A 19,938-nucleotide genomic window follows, 5' to 3' on the forward strand; every position below is an offset into this window, starting at 1 on the left:
TGATATCAGTATAGTACCTAGCAATAATTGTACGGAGGTTTTTCAAGTTGGATCAGTTTTAATGATTAAATTTTTATTTAATACTTGATTTCTTAAATATGATTCAATATATCAAAATGTTCTATCTGTATTGGCGTTATTGTTTTTAAATATTAGCCTTGTTGAATGTTCGTCTTATAAAATAAAGAAATAAAGATGGTTTTTTATAAGACGAAATATGAATCTTAGCTAGCATTCAATTGGTCAACAATATAATCCGCGATAGGGAAGCAGGATGTTGCAGCAGGTGAAGGAGCATTACAGACAATTAAACAATGTTTAGTTCGATGAAATAGAAAATCGTCTATCAACTCACCTTCTTGGTTAACTGCCTGAGCACGAATACCTGAAGGGTAGGGAAGTAAATCATCGCGACGAAGTGTCGGGCAATATTTTTGAACAAGTTGTAGATATCCAGATTTCCACACACTATTTTTCAATTCGATCAACGCAGAGTAAAAGTGTTGGCGAATGACTTTACGAAACCCTGGATAGGTAATCATTTCAGCACAGTCTTTTAGGTGTACATGATACTTGTCGTAGTGTTCACGAGAGAAGTTAATAACAGCATTAGGGCCAACAGTTACGCTACCATCAATCATTCGTGTTAAATGTACGCCAAGAAAGGGTAACTCAGGATCGGGTATTGGATAGATTAGGTGGTGGATTAAATTATTATGCTGCTTAGGTAATTGATAATAATCTCCTCTGAATGGCACAATTTGGAAATTTGGCTCATCACCCAGCATTCGAACCAGCCTATCTGCTGTTAATCCACCACAAGCGATCAGAGAGTTCGCATGAAAGGTTGTGTTACTTGTTATCACTGTTACACCTGTCTCAGACTCATCTAGGTAGGTAACCTGATGATCGAAGAGTACTTGTCCGCCTGCTTGTTCAATAAGCTCGACAAGTTTTACACAAATTTCTTTATAATTCACAATACCAGTGGTTGGCACATAAATGGCTGCTAGTCCTTCGATATTTGGCTCACGCTCTCTTAATGATTGCTTATCAAGAACTTCAAATTGAATACCGTTTAATCTTGCGCGTTCACCAAGGGTTTCCATTCTCTCTAATTCAGCATTGGATGTTGCAACAAGTAGTTTTCCGCATTCATCAAAGGGGATTTGGTACTTTTCACAAAATTGTTTTATTTCAATATTACCACGGCAACAAAATTGAGATTTTAAAGTACCGGGTGTGTAGTAAATGCCCGCATGTATCACACCACTATTGTGACCTGTTTGGTGATAAGCCGGCGTCATCTCTTTTTCGACCACAATGATTTGACTCTCGGGGTAGCGTTTTTGCAGCTCCCACGCGGTGCTTAGCCCGATAATTCCTGCACCAATGATCAAATAATCACAATGAACCATGCAAAGTCCTTTTAGCATCTTGAAATGGGTTTATACCATGTTAAAAGAAGCGGATGGGTATAACTGTGTGCTGAGCTAAAAATAAGAGATAAATGTTTACCAACAAGGCATCTTTAGTGAGTCGTGGCCAGTAAGTTATCTTTGATGTAGATGTTTGTTTTTATTGCTTAAATGCTATGTTAATGCGATTTTAAAAGAAACTAAATTGAATAGGGAGTAAGGGATGGGAGTGATTATTCGACATCTAGAATCGAAAGATATTGAGCAAGTTAAAAATCTGTACGCAGGAAAGAATGCTTATAGTGGAACACTTCAATTACCGCTGCCTTCTCTTGATGCATGGAATAAGCGCCTAAGTGATTTACCTGCGGGTGTGCATTCATTGGTTGCCGAGAAAGAAGGCGCCATAGTGGGACAGCTAGGCTTTGAAGTTTGTCAGAATGCGAGACGTAGGCATGTTGCTTCATTTGGTATGGCTGTACATGATGATTACCAAAAACAAGGAATAGGCAGTCAATTGCTTAGTGAGATTATCGATCTTGCTGAAAATTGGCTTAATGTGCAGCGTATTGAACTGACAGTTTATACTGACAATCACTCTGCTATCGCCTTATATGAAAAGCATGGTTTTGTGATAGAAGGCGAATCAGTTAATTATGCATTTCGTAATGGGTGCTATGTTAACGTGTATCAAATGGCAAGAGTCAAAAATCAGCTGTAGAGACTTGCTCTGTATTCATTACTGAGAATGAAGAATCTTATGCCGTTTAGCTCGCACATTACGCTTCTACGAGTACGCCTAACTCATAGTATTCGACATTTTCAGTAATCATATTGACGCGGGCAGCATCGTTTTTGGTCGTTATATGGTGCATGCCTATTTTTTGCATGACTTTGCCTGGGGCTGAATCACGACTGAGGTGGCGCGCGTAAAGCAGTTGAAGATTTAGTCGTCTAAAGCCAAACTCGGCAATGCGCGCAGCTGCCTCAGTACAATACCCTTTGCCCCAATAGGGTACTCCAATCCAAAAACCTAATTGTGCAGTCTTACCTTCTATATTCTGTAGGCCTATGCAGCCAACAAGTTGGTTGTTAGATTTAAGTGTGATCGCAAAAATTGCAGACTTTTGGCTTTGCCACCCAGCAATGTTTTTACCAATCCATTGCCCTGCGACACCATCATCATAGGGGTGAGGAACGTTGATCGTACCATTCGCAATATTAGTGTCACCTGCTAATTGTTGAATTTTTGGCGCGTCTGATAGTTCCAAAGGGCGTAAAACTAATCTCTCAGTTGTAAGTAAAGGCTGCTGTCTCATTTTCCCTATCCTGATAAATTATGATCTGCTGTTATTATTAGAGCTGTTTCATAGCTGAGATGATATCGAGTAGATCAATATTCTGTATTATATTTGTTCACTAACAACTCGTTCTCAACGTGAGATAACATAGGGATACAATAGACATGTTTATATTTCAATATGATGTATTGATAAGAGTTTAAAGGGGTCATAGTGAGTAACGGTAAGGAATGAACACTCAATGAAGAGTGCAGGAAGAAAAAAGCAAGTTCTTGCTTGAGTTGTAGTGGTCAAGGAAAACTTGCTGATTACGAGGGTATGTTGAAAGAGCAACAGACCCTAATCAACGCTTCCATTCGGATTCACCCTGTTGAGCAATTGTCGATAATGCTTTTCGTATATCCTTTTCAATAAGGTACTTAATAAGCCAGCCTGTGCCACTTATCTTAGGGGAAAATTTTATACGATAGTGGATAAGACTTTGAGTTGCGTTGATGCTTTGAAAACGAATCCAACTACCGTGTTCTTTAATTGGACCTCCGTTTATGATTTTGCAATGGAGGTGTTCATTTTCTTTGTAATCGATTATCTGTTCTTGGAACCTAAAAGGACCTGTAGTCACTTCTCTGACAGCACCAATTCCGTTGGTATCTGGCTTTCCTTGTCTAACTAAAGAAAAATCAGCATAAAAAAAACGACCTAATTTTTCATGATCAGAGAGTAGGTGAAATAGAATTTTTTTCGGCACATTAGCGGTTTGCTCTAATGTGATGGTGTGAATTCCCATTTTCCTGACCTCTCAGCAAAACATGATTGTATGTTAACAAAGTGTGAAATCGTGTCAAGCTTAAGCATTACATTTTAGATGGTGGTTTTTTGTTATCAATCAGATTCTTAGCAAAAAAATAACATTTGTTATAATTGTTTTATCTGAGTTTAATCTAGAAATTAGTGTTAATCACACACAATGATTAGTCATAAATAAAAAATTTTCGGTACCGAGAGTTTATAAAATCTTAAACAAGATATTCATTGGTAAGCAAGGGGTTATGCACAAGAGTAAACTTAGTGTTACAGTTTCAATGCATGTAATGGTGATCTATATCTCAAAATATATTCAAGATATGCTTGTAAAAAACTAAAAACCCTCTTATATTGGTTTTGAAGATATAAATCGTATGGTGAAAAAGATAGAGAACTTGGTTAACCTTAATCCATTCAAATAAGGTAACTTCTGAACATAACTCCCGCGAAAATATCTCATTGTTCTTTATATTCCTAGGCGCAATAAAAATAAGCTACACACTGTTAGCTTTATTTATGCCGATTAGATAGGGATTCAGAGAACGTTTTACTTTTATCTGGTATGTAATGTGTTCGTCATAATTCGCTGGGTATAGTAGAACAAATAGAGAGTGAGAACGGTATTAAATTATATGTAATATCAAGCTTACTCATTGTTGATAATGAGAGGTATATAATGAAAACTCAAAATCGTCGTAAGTGGTTTTACTACAAAAATCAAACCACTAAAACACAAGTTAAGTAAGAAAGTACGCATTAGAGCGTAAGATTGGCTTATTACCAATCAACTGAAAGTTGTGCCCCGATAGCTTTCAGTACCCGAGTAGCCAGAGGCAATAAGATTAAGTAATCATGTTTCTGGCTAACTAAAACCTTCCAATCTATTATTTCAAATTAGCTAAACGCCTTATTTAAATATAATTCGTCGAGATATTAAATTCACCAAGCCAACGCAACCGTTTGCTATTTTATTTGATGTTTATTAGTTATAAGACTAAATATGATTACTGGTAAATATTACCGCGAATAGTTGCTTTTTCTGGAATAGATTGCACGGGTGCCCCTCCTAAATAAACATTACCTTCTACAACGAGGAAAGTGGAAAGTTCTTTTATTGCTGTATTTGCCAGGTATAAATTGCCACCAACATACAAATAGGGAGGGAGAGTGGTCAGCTTGGTTCCCATTAAACTTAAATCACTTTTTACCTGTAACCCGTTTGTGAGGTTAGTTATTTTCGAATGAGCAAGATTTATATGTCCACCCACATTCAAAAGCCTTGGTAGTTCGGTAACGTCGCTATAAGCTAAATTTAGACTACCTGTAACAGTCAATTTTTTTGGCAAACGTTGAATACGACTATTTTCTAAATCAAGATTACCAGTGACAAGCATTGGGTCTGGCAGAGTAAGGTTTTTTGCATTTCTTAAAGACACATTCCCATAAGAGTCGGTGTAGTTGAGTAACTTTAATTCTGAGATATATTGATTAGCATAAGCGACATGTGTTGTTTGAAGGATCAGTAATAAAAATAGTGTTTTACACTTTATTTTCAATGGATTAGATGAAACGAAATTCGTCATTATTTCTTTGTCCCCTTCCGAAACAGCGTTTTGACCATTACTTTATTCGAGATACTGAGCCATCATGCCTTACTTAAGTAATATACCCAAGTTACCCCAAGATGCTCGTTTCAGCGAGAATTTGTTGGGCTCTAGGCAAGGCACTTATTGTATTACTCCAGCGGAATGCCATTCCTACACACATTTTCCTTGAATTGAATACGCTGAGATCACTCTGAATCCTGCATCTTGAGGTAGCTTGGGTATACTGTCAATTAAAAAACCTCAGCTATTTTACTGAGGTTTGGGAGGTTTTTGTCTTAGTCGCTAGATATAGTTATGAATTATATCGTCGAGTTTACCTGTGCTTTTTAATGTTTTAAGGCGTTCATTGATAAAGGCTTGTATATCTGCATCCATTTTTGGATCAAAGGCGAGGTAAATTGGATAGTCTGGAATTACACTACTGAAGGATTGAATTCGATAGGCGTCGGTGTTTAAATTTTGTTGGCTGAGGTTGTATTTAATGCGTGATTGCATCTCAACAAAAGCCGTTTCTCCGGGGAGTTTTTTAATGACACGAAATGCTGCTTTATAGTCTTTAACTCTCAATTCCTCGACGTTGCCATTGTCAAAGTAAGGGACAAGTTGCGGGTAGTTAAAACCATGAAGAAGAACGATAACTTTCTCATCCATATCTTTCATCGAGTTGAAGTCAAATGTGTTATTAGTACTTGTAACGAGTGAATGCTTAACATTATAAATAGGCATCTCCGATAGGTTTTCGGCTTGAACGCCTCCCCAATTAGGACTGCCATAGGTTATCCAATTCGCTTCGCCCCCTTGTTTTAATAAAGATATCATTCGGTTAAAAGGGTAAACATGGTAATCGATATCGTATTTACTGCCGTTAAATACCGCTTTTACAATATCTGTCACTATTCCTTTGTGTGTTTTATCTGGTGTTTCAATTTGGAACGGAGTGGCTTGTTTAGCGATAACATAATAATTAATTGTCTCAGATGATGCTTGAAAACTGGCACAACTTAACATTATTGCGGTTGATATAGAAAAAAATCCTTTCATTTTACATCCTTATCTTAACTATCCCTGTGAAGTGGCTATTATTATGGTAGTAGAATAACAATAAGATGCGAGTTTAAGGATGAATGAGACGTATCGCAATACGCACAAAAAGAAAAAAATCGGATTAGCAAAGCAGCTTCTGTTTTTTATCTTACTTATGAGTACAGTGTTCACCTTAATTATTACAGGGCTGAATTTATACCGTGATTATAAGGAAGATTTAGCGAGTATCGATGAACGAATGACCCAAATTGAAGGCAGCTTTTTATCAAGCCTTACCGCGAGTTTGTGGGTGGAAGATCGTGAACTATTACTGACGCAGGCTGAAGGTATAATGCATTTGCCTAGCATTCATTATCTATCGATTACAGATTCTGACGGTACTGTTATTCAGTTAGGCAGCGAATTACAAGAATATAAACATGAAAAAGTGTGGGAGATGCAACATACTGTTGGCAAAAGGCAGTACACGTTAGCTACGCTTACGGTTCAATCTGATCTGTACACTGTTTATCAAGGGTTGTTTGATAAGTTTATTTTTCTATTGATTTCTCAAACGATCAAAATCTTCTTGTTCGCTATTTTCATTTTGTATTTTGCGTATCGTATTGTTGTACGGCCACTTATGTTGATGTCTTTGGCTGTCAGTAATTTTGATGATGACAAAGTACCACAGCGTATTAATTTAAAAGGCAGGCGTTTTGAGGATGAAATATCGACGCTAACTGAAACATATAATAGTTCTGTTAACCGAATCAGAGATCATTACGAAGAACTTGAATTAGCAAGAGAGGAAGCTGAAGAAGCTAACCGTAAGAAAAGTGAGTTTTTGGCAAACATGAGCCACGAAATTAGAACACCAATGAATGGGATCATTGGCTTATCATCTTTATTGCAAGAGATGGAAATGCCAAAAGATCAAAAAGAATATATCCACATGTTAAATATATCGTCTCTTTCATTACTTGATTTGATCAATGACATTCTCGATTTCTCTAAAATTGAAGCAGGGCGTTTAGAGTTAGAACATACATCGCTGAACTTGTTTGAATTGAATAAAGAAGTGGAATCTATATTCTTAGTAAGAGCATCAGAGAAAAGTATTGCCTTCCAATGCTCTATTGATAAACGCATACCACCAATGTTGCTTGGTGATGCAACTCAACTTCGGCAAGTACTGAATAATTTAGTGAGTAATGCCATTAAATTTACCCATACGGGCTATGTGCACCTTCATACTCAATTAGAAGCAGATACGGATACTGAAACAACAATACGATTTGAAGTAATAGACAGTGGTATTGGTGTTTCAGCAGATAAGTATGAAGCTGTGTTTGATAAGTTTCAACAAGCTGATGGTAGTACTACGCGTAAATACGGTGGTACAGGGCTAGGTTTATCGATTTGTCGTCAAATAGTTCATTTGATGGGGGGAGAGATAAAGATAAGCAGTGAAGTAGATAAGGGGAGCACCTTTTACTTTACGGTAACGTTTGAAAAAAATGTATTAGTATCAGCTTCGTTGGAAGACAGTAAAGCACTATCGGAGATATCCGTTTTACTGGTCGATGATAGTATGCTGAATATGCGGATCACTTCTGCTCAGTTAAACAATTTCGGCGCTAAATCGATCTGTTGTGCCGATGCGACACAAACAATCGATATTGTTAAGCAAGCTATTGCGAATAAAAGCCCGTTTGATTTAGTTATCATTGATAAAATTATGCCACACCTTGATGGTTTTGAACTGGCGCAATTACTGACTAAAGAATTGGGTCTGGATTGTCCTCGCTTGATGATGATTTCTGCTGGCCCCCAGATGGGCGATGATCTAAAGGCGAAACAAGCTGGCATTTTAGCGTGCTTATCGAGACCGTATAAAGAAAGCAATCTAAAGTGGACGGTTCAGCGCGTTATTAAGATGACTTCAGATGAAGTCATTGCGACTCCTCTAAATTCTAAACGGAGTCTAAACGGTACAGAGACATCTCAGGCGTTAAGCAATGCAACATCACCAGTCATGACACCTGAAATGACAACGCCTGAAAATTTTTTACAATCAGTACACCATGCCAACATGCCTCAAGCGAGTAACATTAATTTCTTACCGAAGTCGAATGCCGAGGTCAAAAAAGCAAGCTCACCTGAAGAATCTGGTGTAATGACAAATGATTCAACTGCTGCTTTAACCCATGAATTGGACCCTGAAGCATCAACACCAAGAGCGAAAGTTTTGGTGGTTGAAGATGCTGTTGTGAACCAAAAAGTGGCAAAAATGATGCTTGAAAAGTTGGGTGTTGAAGTCATGATTGCAAGTAACGGTCAAATTGGTGTCGATATGTATCAAGAACATGATTTTGATATGATATTTATGGATTGTCAGATGCCAGTTCTTGATGGTTTTGGGGCGACAAAAGCAATACGAAATCTTGAACAAAATGCATCACACATTCCTATTATTGCTTTAACGGCAAATGTTGTTAAAGAAGAAAAGGATAAATGCTATGAAGCAGGAATGGATGACTTTGTGTCTAAACCGGTAAGCAAAAAAGTATTATCAGCGGTGCTGGAGAAACATTTGGCTATAGTTCTTTTAGCGAAAAAAGAAAACGCCATAAAGAAAAATACCTAGTTATACCCATGATAGTTCAAGTTGCCTGCCCTGATTCTCGAGTTTGTGCCTGACAAAGCACCTTGAGGTAACTTGGGTATAAACGTTTCTTTGGCTCGTTTTATGCCGTGTGTTCATGTTTATACAAATTCACGATGATAGTTAGTGTATTAGCTTGGGTATCTTCAGATATATCTTTAATTGAATAGTAATCGATGCTTTTATGCGCAAGATATCTATCCACTAAGCTGGTTAGGCTATCGTTAATATCACCCGTTATTTGGATGGTTTCAATTAACGCTAATTGTCCATATTGAGCTTCTGATTGAGGTATCAATTCTGGCGCGGCTAACGTGGATAACGACGCGGTTATAAGTGTAAGGAATAGAGCTGCGCGCTTGATCATTTTGGGTCTCTTGGAACGTGTATGGTCATAAATTATAACGACTCCGATTTGAGTCAACTTAAGTTTGGCATGCTGGTGTTTTGATTTGTCAGCGTTAAGTCAAATTCAAATAAGATAGCAATGTCTGCCTATAATGAGTAATGATTGTTCACGAGCTTTATAGGCGTATTCATTGGGTGGAAGAATAATATGGGATTTATTTCTTGGATAATTTTGGGGCTAATAGCGGGGGCTTTGGCTAAATGGTTAATGCCTGGTGATGATGATGGTGGTTGGATAATGACCATTGTATTGGGTGTTGCTGGGGCGTTTGTGGGTGGGTGGTTGGGTTCATTTATTGGATTAGGCTCTGCTGATGGTGTTAATTTTGGTAGTATTATAACGGCGACCCTTGGGGCATTTGTTTTATTGTTTGTTTATAACAAGTTTATTCGTAAATAAGTCTTTAGGAATTTAAGCAACCAATTCCTATTAACGATGTTGTTAATCTATTAACAGGCACTTAGTGAGTGCCTGTTTGCATTTGGATATTTTGTTAATGGTTAATGGTGATTTTCATAGAGATTATCTAGGGCAACAGATAAGCCATTTTCAGTCACAATACGAATATGGTTTTTATTGATGTCTCGTGCGTTAGTGACGCCACAAGAGTGAGCTAAAAGCCCTATACCATAATGAATATATTTATTATAGTTTGCGACTCTCTGGGTTTTATCTTGAACATTAAGACCTTGTTGTAAGCGTTTATTGTGCGTTGTAATACCCGTAGGGCATGTGTCTTTGTTACATTGAAGTGCTTGAATACAGCCTAACGCAAACATATGTCCACGAGCTGAAACAACAAAATCCGCACCCAATGCAATTGCCCAAGCGACTTTTGAAGGGGTAATCAATTTACCAGAAGCAATGACTTTGATTTTTCCTTTTAAGTTATGTTTTTTCAAACGTTCCACGACCAGTGGTAAGCTTTCTTTTAAGGGTAATCCAACGTAATCCATTAAAGGTTGTGGTGCTGCACCTGTGCCGCCATCGGCACTATCTATTGTAATAAAATCAGGCGCGCTATCTTTACCACGTTGCTCTATTTCATTTAATAGGCCATCAAACCAATCAATCGAGCCTATTACAGCTTTAAAACCAACAGGTTTCCCCGTCGTTTGTCGAATGAATGCGATCATGTCGAGTAGATCACCTGCACTCCTAATTTCTTTGTGTCCATTAGGGCTTATCGAGTCATGTCCTTCTGGTATTCCTCTTATTTTTGCTATTTCGGCCGTCACTTTTCTACCTGGTAATATTCCGCCTTTTCCCGGTTTCGCACCTTGACTCATTTTGATTTCAAACATTTTTACTTCAGGGTGGGCTGCGATGTTTCTTAGTTTTTCTTCACTTAAATTTCCGTCTTCACCTCGTACACCATATTTAGCAGTACCTATTTGAAATACGAGATCAGCTTTACCTTCTAGGTGGTAAGGGCTTAGACCGCCTTCACCTGTATTCATCCAACAACCAGCAAGATGTGCTCCGTGTGATAAGGCTTGTACGGCTGGTTTTGATATCGCACCGAAACTCATTCCAGAAATATTAAAGATGGAACTCGTTGTATAAGGGCGTTGGCAATTTTCACCGATTGTAATCGGCGAGGGAGCAACCGCATCTTCTTCTAGAGTAGGAAATGCACAATTCATGAACATGATTGTACCCGCTGTATCTAGATTACGTGTTGAGCCAAAAGCGATTGTTCTATCGACGTTTTTTGCTGCTTTATAAACCCAGCTTCGTTCTGCTCGGTTAAAGGGCATTTCTTCTCTGTCCATTGCGAAGAAGTACTGACGAAAGAATTCACCTTGTTTTTCTAAAATATAGCGGAAACGGCCTATTACCGGATAATTGTGGCGAATGGCATGTTTATTTTGTTTAATATCAGAAAAGTAGAAGTAAATAATTAATAAAACACCACTCCCAATCGTTAACATGAATAAACTAGACAAAAGGTTAATACCAAAGATAATAATGTCGCTCATAAATTGCTCCGTAATATCCCTATCGCATGTATAAATTCATGCTATATGGGTAGGTATCTAATAACGTTAGTCGATAAGAAAGGAGCGCGTTAGAAAAATTTTATGAGCATAAGGCTTCACTTATTTTGTATATTAAATATTCTTTTTAGGTATGACGTGCTGATGGTTCTAAATCAATTATAAATGGAATGAATACGTAATAAAGTGAAGGCTGTTGCGACTTTGTTGCATTGAGTTCTCATGTGATGTCTAAAAATAATGATATTTATTCGCGATAAAAAAAACATGGTTAACACTTAAAGGACGTTAATTGTACAGCTGGTTTACTTACTAAATGACTGTCAATTAATGGGTATTTAATTGCCTAAACAAAACAATTAGAAATGCAGTTGTGTTTTGAAGGTAAGAATGCTCTTTTTTTACGTAAAAAGCTGAAGAAACATGCATGAAAAAGAAGGCAACTCGAATTTATATTTTTTTTGACCATAACGTGGAGAGATAACTATGCAAAAGGGATTGAACCTGAGCAAAATGGCTTGTGCTATTACAGGTATGTTGATGGCAGGAATAGCCTCTACCGCTTACGCAGCGCCAACGCATGATAAAAATGTAATTGGCTATATTACACAGTGGGAGGCATGGAAAGGACCAAATGCTGGGTTTAGTGTAAAAGGTGAAGCAACGCATTTAAATGTAGATATGGATATCTACTCTATTCTTAACTTTTCTTTTTTTGGTGTTGCAAAAGACGGTTCATTGCACAGTGGTGATTTACGTAATAAAAGTATTTACCAACCAAATGCCGTACAAGAACCTGGACCACTATTACACCCTGATGTGTATTCTAGCTGGGATTTTGACATTCTTTGGGGGGAGCTCGAGTATGTTCATCAGTATCCTGGTAATGAAGCATGGGAGGCTGACAGTCTACGTAAAGTACAAGAACAAGGGTTTGTGAAAAGTGGAAGTGGATGGTTACATGTGCCAACAGATGTTCAGGGTCAATTCCCTATTCCATTAAAGAAAGCGGGTGGGGCACCAGGTTTGATCGATCTTGCCCATCAAAAAGGTGTGAAGGTAATGGCATCTTTGGGTGGGTGGAGTATGTCGAAACACTTTCCTGAAATGGCGGCCGATCCGGTAAAGAAAGCCCGTTTTCTTGCTGATATAGATAAAGTGATGTCATTGGGTTTTGATGGCATTGATATCGACTGGGAATATCCGGGTTTTGGTGGGATGAATTTTGCGGGTAGCCCTGAGGATTATGCTAACTTTGAACTGCTAATGGAAGATATTCGTGAACGGATTGGCCCCAATAAATTGTTAACAGCGGCATTTTCTGCATCGACAGCAAAGTTAGAAGGGTATGACTGGAATCGTCTTGTGGCATCGATGGATTCTTTCAACATGATGACCTACGATTTAAATGGTGGTTGGTCTAACGTTGCGGGCCACAATGCTCCATTGTATCCGTACCCTGAAGAGGAATACCAAGGGTTAAACCTTGATACATTGCGAACATGGATGGCACAAAAAGGCATCCCATCGAACAAGATTAACTTCGGTGCAGCCTTCTATGGACGCGGCGTTCAAACATCTGAAGCCACAGCGTATGTTGGGGCACCAACAGAAAAACGTACCGTTAACTTTGGTGTTGATGGGCCAACATTATCTTCCGCTGATTTAGATAACTGGAAAGAATTCGAAGGCCAGCCAAATTATAATTACATTCTACAAACCGGCGGTTGGGAACATAAATGGGATGCAGCCGCAGAAGTACCTTATGCTGTGAAAGGTAAATATTTCTTAAGCTATGACGACGTTCCTTCTATCGAGAAAAAAGCCCAATACATTGTTGATAATGATCTTGGTGGCGTAATAGTGTGGCAAGTGCATGGTGATATTAAATGTGAAGGCACATTTATTAGCCATGGTACGAAGCTGAAAGAATGTACTAAATTAAGCTCGCCTTTGGCAGAAGCCATTGATCGTGTGTTTAGTGCAGGCACTGTTCCTAACGCTGCACCAGTATTAAGTGTGCCAACAGCACAGGTCGTTGATTCTGGTCAAACGGTAAGTTTCTCTGTTTCTGCGACAGATACTGATGGTGATGCATTGTCTTTCACTGCCACGAATGCCACCGTTGTCGATAATGGTAATGGTTCAGCGACGGTAACTTATCAAGCCGTTAATACCGCCACAGATACTCAGGTGATAGTCACAGTATCGGTCAGTGATGGTAGAAAGAGCGTGATAAAAGATGTTGTGGTTAATGTTAAAGGTTCAGGCGTCATTGAAAATGTGCCGCCAGTACTTACTACGCCAGCTTCTGTAACTGTCGACAGTGGCAAAACTGTTGTGATTTCAGTTTCAGCACAAGATGCAGACGGCGATACACTGTCCTATTCTTCATCTGTTGGTACGGTTGCAGTAACCGCGACAGGTGCCGATATCACTGTTACAGCGCCTATAACACAAGTTGATACCACAATTGACGTGTTGGTTACCGTTAATGATGGTCAAGCATCTGATGTGGCGACTGTTATTGTGAATGTAAAAGCTGAATCAGGCACGGGTGGGGATACAACGTGGAATGCTGACGCAATATACAATACAGGTGATACTGTTCTGTTCGGTGGTGTGAAGTACACCGCACAGTGGTGGACGAAAGGCGATCAACCAGATTCAAGTTCTGCTTGGGTTGAATTTAACGATGGTACGACTGGTGAGTGGAAAGCAGATAAAGCCTACACGGCAGGGGATCAAACAACCTTCAATGGTGTGACTTATAAAGCGAAGTGGTGGACGAAAGGTGATCAACCAGGCAACGCTGGTGGCCCTTGGGAGCAAGTTTAATACAGTTTCCACTAACCTGAGTAAATTGTAATTAGAGTAAGCCTTATCAACGTGTTAATCATGTTGATAGGGCTTTTTTGTAGATCACTGTACCGCCTACATTGTTTCAACCTTGAAAGTGGGTGATTAATATCTTTCCTAATATCCTTTTGTATAAGGCTGGTGTTATGTTATAACATAACTAAATCGTAATTATGCATTTGGCTTAAGTTATAACTACTCATGAAACATGAATTCCAATCCTCTTTATTTTCTTCAATTAAACGCCATGGGTGTAATGATATAACATTGTATTCATGTGAAGGTAATAAAGAAATATTTAATGCTCTTTCGAGTAAACCTTCAGCGTCATTATTGCTTAGAAGTGTGAATTTTCGCTTAGGTGTTGCTGTTGCGATTATCTGCTGTCTTTGGTCTGTTCTTAGTCAATTATTGTAGTGGTGACCTTATGATTAATATAACTAATTTGAGTGTTCACTACCGAGAGTCACTCGCTTTAGATGAGGTTTCTGCATTTATTGAAGAAGGGGAATTGATAGCTGTCGTTGGTCCGAATGGAGCAGGCAAGTCCACACTCCTCAAAAGTATTATGCAGCAACTAAAGCCAAGTTCGGGCTGTATCGATCTTGGTCATCGATGCTTGAAGGATATTGCTTATTTACCACAAAGTCATCAAATCGACCGTCAATTTCCAATAACGGTACGTGAATTTGTTTCGGCAGGATCATGGCAACGTATTAGTTTTTGGCGGGCTTTCGGTTGTACTGAGCAACGTTTGCTCCAAGAAGCTTTGCGTAAGGTAAACCTTATTGGTGTTGACGACCGACAAATAAGTACATTATCGGGCGGGCAGTTTCAACGTATGTTATTTGCGCGAATGTTAATGCAGGATGCCGATGTATTGTTATTGGATGAGCCTTTTAATGCGATTGATGCGCAAACAACGGAAGATTTAATGACCGTAATTCATGACTGTCAACGTAAAGGCAAAACCATTCTCGCTGTTATTCATGATTTAGCATTAGTGAGGCGATTTTTTCCTAACGTAATGCTAATTGCAACACAATTGATTGCCAGTGGAACAACAGAAACAGTAATGACAGGCGAAAATTTAGCGAAGGCTGGTTATCAATACTTGTCATCTGAAATGCCGCCACTTAACACAGAGTATTCGGTCAATTCTCTATCACAGACAGAACTGCCATTTTATGGTCGAAATATCTCATGATTACAGATTTATATACATTGTTTATTCAACCCTTCGCTGAATTTTCGTTTATGCAACGCGCATTGTGGGGATGTATCGTATTAAGTGCTAGTGCAACGCCTGTCGGTGTTTTTCTTACCTTAAGAAAGATGAGCCTAACGGGCGATGCGATGTCGCATGCAATATTACCTGGCGCTGCGATTGGCTTTTTAATCTCTGGCGTTTCTGTTACAGCCATGACCATAGGTGGCGTTATCGCGGGTTGCATTGTCGCAATATTAGCTGGGGTAGTTGCACGCCACTCGAATGCGGAAGAAGACTCTAGTTTGGCGGCTTTTTACTTATTGTCGCTCGCGTCTGGCGTCCTCATTATTTCAGCAAAAGGCAGTAATATTGATTTACTGCATGTGTTATTTGGTTCGACATTAGCGTTGAATAACGACGCACTTATTTTATTAACATCTATTGCTACCATTTCTTTGCTCACGCTGGCGGTATTGTATCGTCCGTTGGTAATGGAGTGCGTTGATCCTGCTTTTTTTAAGACCGTCAGTAAGCTAAGTGCTGTCGCTCACTATGGCTTTTTATTACTAGTTGTACTGAATTTAGTCGCAGGTTTTCATGCTCTAGGCACGCTAATGGCTGTGGGGTTAATGATTCTTCCAGCCGCTGTCGCCCGTTTTTGGACTGCAAAGCTAGGAGGAATGCTGCTAATTGCTTTTGTTACCTCCGTTATAAGCGGCTATCTCGGTCTTTTTCTTTCATTTCACGTCAGCCTTGCAACAAGTCCAGCAATCGTACTTGTTATGGGGTGTATCTACATTGTGTCGTTACTTTTTGGTCGACACGGTGGCTTACTTTTTAAAAACAGTTCTGCGTATTAACGGAAAGGAATACAAAATGTCAAAATCTCCTCTCATGCTTTCATTGATAGCTTTGGGTTTAGGTATGAGCTCGACGGCTATGGCTGAAGAAAAAGTGCCTGTTGTTGCTAGTTTTTCAATTTTGGGGGATTTAGTTTCTCAAGTGGGTGGCGAGCATATTTCATTAACAACATTAGTGAAAGCAAATGGTGATGCACATGTATATAGCCCAAGCCCTATGGACGCAAAAGCGGTTACTCATGCAAAGTTGTTAGTGGTGAATGGACTAGAATTTGAAGGTTGGATGCCACGATTGGTTGAGTCTTCCAATTTTATCGGTGAAAAAGTGGTTGCGTCTGATGGAATTGATGCAATGAAAGGTGAGCATAATAATGACGAACATGATACTCATGATAGCGATCATGTTGAACACGAACACCATGCTGGGCACGATAATGGCCATCATGAAGAGCATGCTGAACATGATCACCATCATCATGGTGAGTTTGATCCCCATGCGTGGAATAGCATTGCGAATGTGAAAATATATGTGAGAAACATTGAAAAGGGGCTAAGTAAGGTCGATCCTAAAAACACCAATGATTATGAAGCGAATGCCCTCCATTACATTCAAAAGCTTGATAAACTTGAACTTCAGTTACATGCTGAAATTACTAAAATTCCTAAATCACAGCGTAACGTTATAACGCCACACGATGCTTTTGGTTACTTTTCTCGAGACTTTGATGTGACTTTCATTGCTCCACAAGGCACAAGTACTGAATCGGAAGCCAGTGCAGCTGATGTTGCTGCAATTATTACGCAAATACGCGAAGATAATGTAACTGCGGTGTTTATGGAAAATATTGCCGATAACCGAATGATTGAGCAAATTAGCCGAGAAACTGGAGCTAAAATTGGTGGTAAGCTATTTTCTGACGCGTTATCCAGCTCTGAAGGACCAGCACCTACCTATATTGAAATGATGCAATATAATGTGGATACAATTGTGAAAGCACTATCGCACTGATGCTTATGTTTAACGTTAATTGACATTCAATTCGATGAGTATTTAATTGCTAATGAGTGTTATAAAAGCCCAATATCTATTTGCTAATAATAAGCAATTGATTTTGGGCTTTTATTTAGCTGTTACATAATATGGAAGTGATAAATTAGAATACGGGCGACATGCCTACAGGCTGAGAGCTAAGCAGTACCGCGCCCATCAAGATTAACGCAACGCCACCCGCTAGTTGAACAATTGTTCCTGCCAAATGAAGTGAAGTCTCTGCATTCTTATTGTCTTTGGAATCACGGTCTATTTGTTGTTTATTCTCATTAAGATAACGCTTAACTAACTGTCTTCCTGTTATCGTCATGATTGCGATAATAGACGTTGTTAGCGCCGTGCCAATGGCCATTAAGAATGCACTTACAACACCTAGCCAATACATATCTACCATATTTGCAAACAGCAACACCATAATGGCACCCGTGCAAGGTCGGATGCCTATACTCAGAATAATCACCAAATACTCTTTGATTGAAGAAGCGCTATTGATGACCTCTGCGTCTGCGAAATGTTGATGCCCACAACCACAGTCACTACTGTGAAAATGATCGTCGGGGAGAGTATGCGTATTTTGAGCTGAGCGTAATATCACGTTAGGCTTGGCCGTATTTGTTGGTATGTGTTTTATGGCTGTAATGTTATTTGTGTTGAATACGAAGGCAGGTGTTTGCGGCTGTTGTGCATTCTTGAGGGATTGGTTTAATCGAAAAGATTGCCAAAGTGTACGTAAATTACGCCACACAATAACAAGCCCTAATATAACAACAGTATAAAAACTCAGAGTAACGAAGCGGTTAGCCTCACTGTTTACTTCACGCATCGATGAATTAAAGATAGCAAGCAAGGTTGAGACAAGTGCAATAGCAACAACGGCCTGTAACAATGCTGATAATACCGTGAGGGTTAAACTGAGCTTAATCTTTGTGGGGTGGGTGGCTAAGTATGTGCTTACAATCAACTTCCCATGACCTGGCCCTAAAGAATGTAACATACCATAGATAAAGCTAAGTCCAGCTAGAGATAACCCTGCAGCTATGCTGTCGGCTTGAGCATCGTATAAGAGTTCACTGAGTTGATTATTAATGTCTTTTTGCCATTGCATGCTTGAAATCAGTAGTGAAGGCCAAGCTTGCCAGATGACATATCCAGTACCAAGAAATAAACTCGTTAAAATGAGTATTCCGTATTTTGAAAAGAAGAAAGGTTGTGCTGTTTGCGTTTTCATCATCAATTTATCCTTTATTCTCTGAGCATGTAATCAAGACCGTTTGCGTGAATAATTGCCCGAGAGCATTATCAGGATCGGCATCGGCAGGTAGTGACATTGCATAAGACATTTGCTCTGAGGTTGGATTCGGTTCAATTAACTCCAATGAACAGTGTTTAGCAAGATCGGGAGAAAGCTGAATATCTCCTTTTTTTTGCCAGCTCATATCAACGTAATAACTTGGCTCAAAAATCAGTAGTTTTAATGGATTTCCATCGAGTATTTTGGGTTTCGATAGTGGGAGAACAAAATCAAGCGTGAGTTTTGTTCTATTTTGAGTGAGTACCCCCCGTCTGGCTAAAGAATACTTGATGGGCGTTTCACCATCATAAAAGTACGTAAAGTAATGCTCAGCAATCATATTTTGCATTACAGAGGCTGCGACTTTCTGCATCGTTTTTGCTTTGTTTTCAGTCGATAAATCTTCACCATCAAGCATGTAAGCGGATGTCATTGCATCAAAAGTCCAAGACATTTTAAGTCCGGTTATTTGATTTTGGCTGCCCTCTATTTCAGTTTTTAAATCAATCCAAGAATGAGGATGAGATTGAACTGTGAATGGAAATAGCACACAGAAGATCAGAGTAAAAAGACGAGACAATATTCCTTTTGAGTGACGATGTTGTTTGAGGAGGCTGGTTAATTGATTGATGAAAATATTCAAGTTAAGGCTCTTATTGTCATTATCATATGTCTTTAATACGCCCTTAAACGCGTCTAATAGACTTGACTTAATATAATTTAAGTTATGTTATAACATCTCAACTTGTGTATCTAGCTTTGTTTTTTGGAGCCTTAAATTTCATTTATCCGGCTATGCCCAAGTTACTTCAAGGTGCTCTGAATCCTGCACCTTGAGGGTTACTTGGGTATACACTTTAAAAGTCTAATGAGCTTGGAATTGAACGATGAAGACGGTAAATAGCGTATTTAAGGGCAAAGTGCGGTGGGAGGTACTGGGCTTGCTAAGCGTTTTGTTGAATGGGCTGGCTTATGCTGATGAAACACCCGCTCGTTGCGATATATATATAAAAGGCAGTGAACAGCCAGCTATTTCGTTTCCTTGTACATTTTCTCAACGGCGAGGACATGTAACGATAACGCGATCTGATGAGGTCACTTATAGCTTTACACCTATAGGGGATACCCCTGGTAACTATGAAGATCAAAAGGGGAATGCCGTTTATAGGCAAAGAGGGCTGGGGGTCGATGGTGTGATCTTTAAATTGAAAAATGAGTCTGTTTACATTTATTGGGATGCAACAAGCTTAGAGCAAAAAACGAGCGAAAAAAAAGAGCCATAATGATATTCTCATTGTAATTTAATCATAAATTCTTTCATCTGTTCTATTTTTATATCAGTGGCTTAAGTTAATCTGTAGGGATAATGTTATATGTCGATTAAGTATCAAGGTATAAATCATCGAGCTATAAACAGAAAAAATAATTAAAACAAAA

General features: G+C 38.9%; 17 protein-coding genes. 8 read left to right on the plus strand and 9 right to left on the minus strand.

Going from position 1 to position 19,938, the window contains the following annotated elements:
* Nucleotides 1–224: 224 nt before the first annotated feature.
* Nucleotides 225–1,418, minus strand: coding sequence for an L-2-hydroxyglutarate oxidase (gene lhgO / locus C9J47_RS15910; protein WP_107254386.1), 1,194 nt, complete (start codon nt 1,416–1,418; stop codon nt 225–227).
* Nucleotides 1,419–1,641: 223 nt separating this feature from the next.
* On the opposite strand from lhgO, the gene C9J47_RS15915 reads away from it, so the two are divergent.
* The gene (locus C9J47_RS15915; RefSeq protein WP_107254387.1) at nt 1,642–2,139 is read left to right on the plus strand and encodes a GNAT family N-acetyltransferase; all 498 of its coding nucleotides are present in this window, start codon (nt 1,642–1,644) and stop codon (nt 2,137–2,139) included.
* Nucleotides 2,140–2,197: 58 nt separating this feature from the next.
* Here C9J47_RS15915 and C9J47_RS15920 read toward each other — a convergent pair whose 3' ends face one another.
* The 4 genes from C9J47_RS15920 to C9J47_RS15935 all read right to left on the minus strand — a co-directional run bounded on the left by C9J47_RS15920 (nt 2,198) and on the right by C9J47_RS15935 (nt 6,171).
* Nucleotides 2,198–2,737: a GNAT family N-acetyltransferase gene (locus tag C9J47_RS15920; RefSeq protein WP_107254388.1), complete on the minus strand. Its 540-nt coding sequence runs from the start codon at nt 2,735–2,737 to the stop codon at nt 2,198–2,200.
* A gap of 325 nt (nt 2,738–3,062) precedes the next feature.
* Nucleotides 3,063–3,506 (minus strand): SRPBCC family protein, encoded by a 444-nt coding sequence (locus C9J47_RS15925; RefSeq protein WP_107254389.1) that lies wholly within the window; start codon nt 3,504–3,506, stop codon nt 3,063–3,065.
* Nucleotides 3,507–4,527: 1,021 nt separating this feature from the next.
* Complete coding sequence (locus C9J47_RS15930; RefSeq protein ID WP_107254390.1) at nt 4,528–5,106, minus strand: hypothetical protein; 579 nt, start codon at nt 5,104–5,106, stop codon at nt 4,528–4,530.
* A gap of 306 nt (nt 5,107–5,412) precedes the next feature.
* Complete coding sequence (locus C9J47_RS15935) at nt 5,413–6,171, minus strand: substrate-binding periplasmic protein (protein ID WP_107254391.1); 759 nt, start codon at nt 6,169–6,171, stop codon at nt 5,413–5,415.
* A gap of 79 nt (nt 6,172–6,250) precedes the next feature.
* Between C9J47_RS15935 and C9J47_RS15940 the strand changes: the two genes are divergently transcribed.
* Nucleotides 6,251–8,803: a response regulator gene (locus C9J47_RS15940; RefSeq protein ID WP_107254392.1), complete on the plus strand. Its 2,553-nt coding sequence runs from the start codon at nt 6,251–6,253 to the stop codon at nt 8,801–8,803.
* A gap of 100 nt (nt 8,804–8,903) precedes the next feature.
* Here C9J47_RS15940 and C9J47_RS15945 read toward each other — a convergent pair whose 3' ends face one another.
* Nucleotides 8,904–9,188 (minus strand): hypothetical protein, encoded by a 285-nt coding sequence (locus C9J47_RS15945; RefSeq protein WP_107254393.1) that lies wholly within the window; start codon nt 9,186–9,188, stop codon nt 8,904–8,906.
* A 189-nt stretch (nt 9,189–9,377) separates the two neighbouring features.
* Between C9J47_RS15945 and C9J47_RS15950 the strand changes: the two genes are divergently transcribed.
* Nucleotides 9,378–9,629 carry a GlsB/YeaQ/YmgE family stress response membrane protein gene (locus C9J47_RS15950; RefSeq protein ID WP_107254394.1) on the plus strand — a complete coding sequence of 84 codons (252 nt, stop codon included), beginning with the start codon at nt 9,378–9,380 and terminating at the stop codon, nt 9,627–9,629.
* A 101-nt stretch (nt 9,630–9,730) separates the two neighbouring features.
* Here the strand turns inward: C9J47_RS15950 and C9J47_RS15955 are convergent, their stop codons facing one another.
* Nucleotides 9,731–11,212, minus strand: a complete 1,482-nt coding sequence (locus C9J47_RS15955) for an FMN-binding glutamate synthase family protein (protein ID WP_107254395.1) — start codon at nt 11,210–11,212, stop codon at nt 9,731–9,733.
* Nucleotides 11,213–11,716: 504 nt separating this feature from the next.
* Between C9J47_RS15955 and C9J47_RS15960 the strand changes: the two genes are divergently transcribed.
* From C9J47_RS15960 to C9J47_RS15975, 4 genes are all read left to right on the plus strand, one after another.
* Complete coding sequence (locus C9J47_RS15960) at nt 11,717–14,068, plus strand: glycosyl hydrolase family 18 protein (protein WP_107254396.1); 2,352 nt, start codon at nt 11,717–11,719, stop codon at nt 14,066–14,068.
* A gap of 448 nt (nt 14,069–14,516) precedes the next feature.
* A complete protein-coding gene (locus C9J47_RS15965) occupies nt 14,517–15,296 on the plus strand; it encodes a metal ABC transporter ATP-binding protein (protein WP_245903497.1) in 780 nt (259 codons plus the stop codon).
* Entirely contained in the window at nt 15,293–16,159 is an 867-nt protein-coding gene (locus C9J47_RS15970) for a metal ABC transporter permease (RefSeq protein WP_006229276.1), read from the plus strand. The genes C9J47_RS15965 and C9J47_RS15970 overlap by 4 nt, the downstream gene beginning before the upstream one ends.
* A gap of 16 nt (nt 16,160–16,175) precedes the next feature.
* Complete coding sequence (locus C9J47_RS15975) at nt 16,176–17,168, plus strand: metal ABC transporter substrate-binding protein (RefSeq protein WP_107254398.1); 993 nt, start codon at nt 16,176–16,178, stop codon at nt 17,166–17,168.
* A 145-nt stretch (nt 17,169–17,313) separates the two neighbouring features.
* Here the strand turns inward: C9J47_RS15975 and C9J47_RS15980 are convergent, their stop codons facing one another.
* The gene (locus C9J47_RS15980; RefSeq protein WP_107254399.1) at nt 17,314–18,441 is read right to left on the minus strand and encodes a nickel/cobalt transporter; all 1,128 of its coding nucleotides are present in this window, start codon (nt 18,439–18,441) and stop codon (nt 17,314–17,316) included.
* A 4-nt stretch (nt 18,442–18,445) separates the two neighbouring features.
* Nucleotides 18,446–19,081: a DUF1007 family protein gene (locus C9J47_RS15985; RefSeq protein ID WP_107254400.1), complete on the minus strand. Its 636-nt coding sequence runs from the start codon at nt 19,079–19,081 to the stop codon at nt 18,446–18,448.
* A gap of 307 nt (nt 19,082–19,388) precedes the next feature.
* Here C9J47_RS15985 and C9J47_RS15990 point away from each other — a divergent pair, with 307 nt between their 5' ends.
* A complete protein-coding gene (locus C9J47_RS15990; protein WP_107254401.1) occupies nt 19,389–19,784 on the plus strand; it encodes a hypothetical protein in 396 nt (131 codons plus the stop codon).
* Nucleotides 19,785–19,938 lie beyond the last annotated feature (154 nt).

This window comes from Photobacterium indicum, from assembly GCF_003026215.1.
GTDB lineage: Bacteria > Pseudomonadota > Gammaproteobacteria > Enterobacterales > Vibrionaceae > Photobacterium > Photobacterium indicum.